This is a genomic window from Salinimicrobium oceani (assembly GCF_012037645.1).
The window spans coordinates 1-574 of sequence record NZ_JAAVJR010000276.1; the positions used below are offsets into that span (position 1 = coordinate 1).

Below are 574 nucleotides of genomic sequence, written 5' to 3' on the forward strand. Positions count from 1 at the left end.
CTACACAAACATCTGTTGTAATAAGCCTTTTTTAAACTGGTTTGATCCGTCGATTTGTTTCTGAACCAATGCAATCTTTCGATCAATGGAAGTTAAAAAAGTTGCTATTTTACTTTGCTCTTCAATACATGGGTAAGGTATTTTCATATGCTGGAATTCTGAAATCCAGTACCTTTTATGTTCTGCAAGAGGAAATTTTATTCTTCCCATCGCTTCAAAAACAAATTTAATATTAACTTCGTTGGAATTCGGTATCAACATTTTCATTGCAGAAGACTTAGCTTTAAATGGAAAGTCAACATACTTAAATGCAGTAGTAAAATCATCAAAGATAATTACGGGAAGTTTCGTGAATATTCCCTCTGTTTCATCAGTATAACCTAATATGAAGGTTTTTCCTGCTGTTAATACTGGTGTCTCAAATCCATTATCATATTCTGTACTCTCCACTAAGTATTTCGTGGGCTGTTCATAGGTTAAAATATCTCTAAGCTTCTTTTTATTCCATACAGGATACTCCTTTCCATCCTCATCTTTAAACCTAATTTCCTGGCTAAAGATCTTCTGCATTATG

1 protein-coding gene is annotated in these 574 nt (G+C 33.3%); it reads right to left on the bottom strand.

Annotated features, from left to right (window positions below; translation table 11 throughout):
* A partial coding sequence (locus HC175_RS16705) for a restriction endonuclease subunit S (protein ID WP_209310038.1) occupies positions 1 to 574 on the bottom strand: 574 nt, incomplete at its 5' end.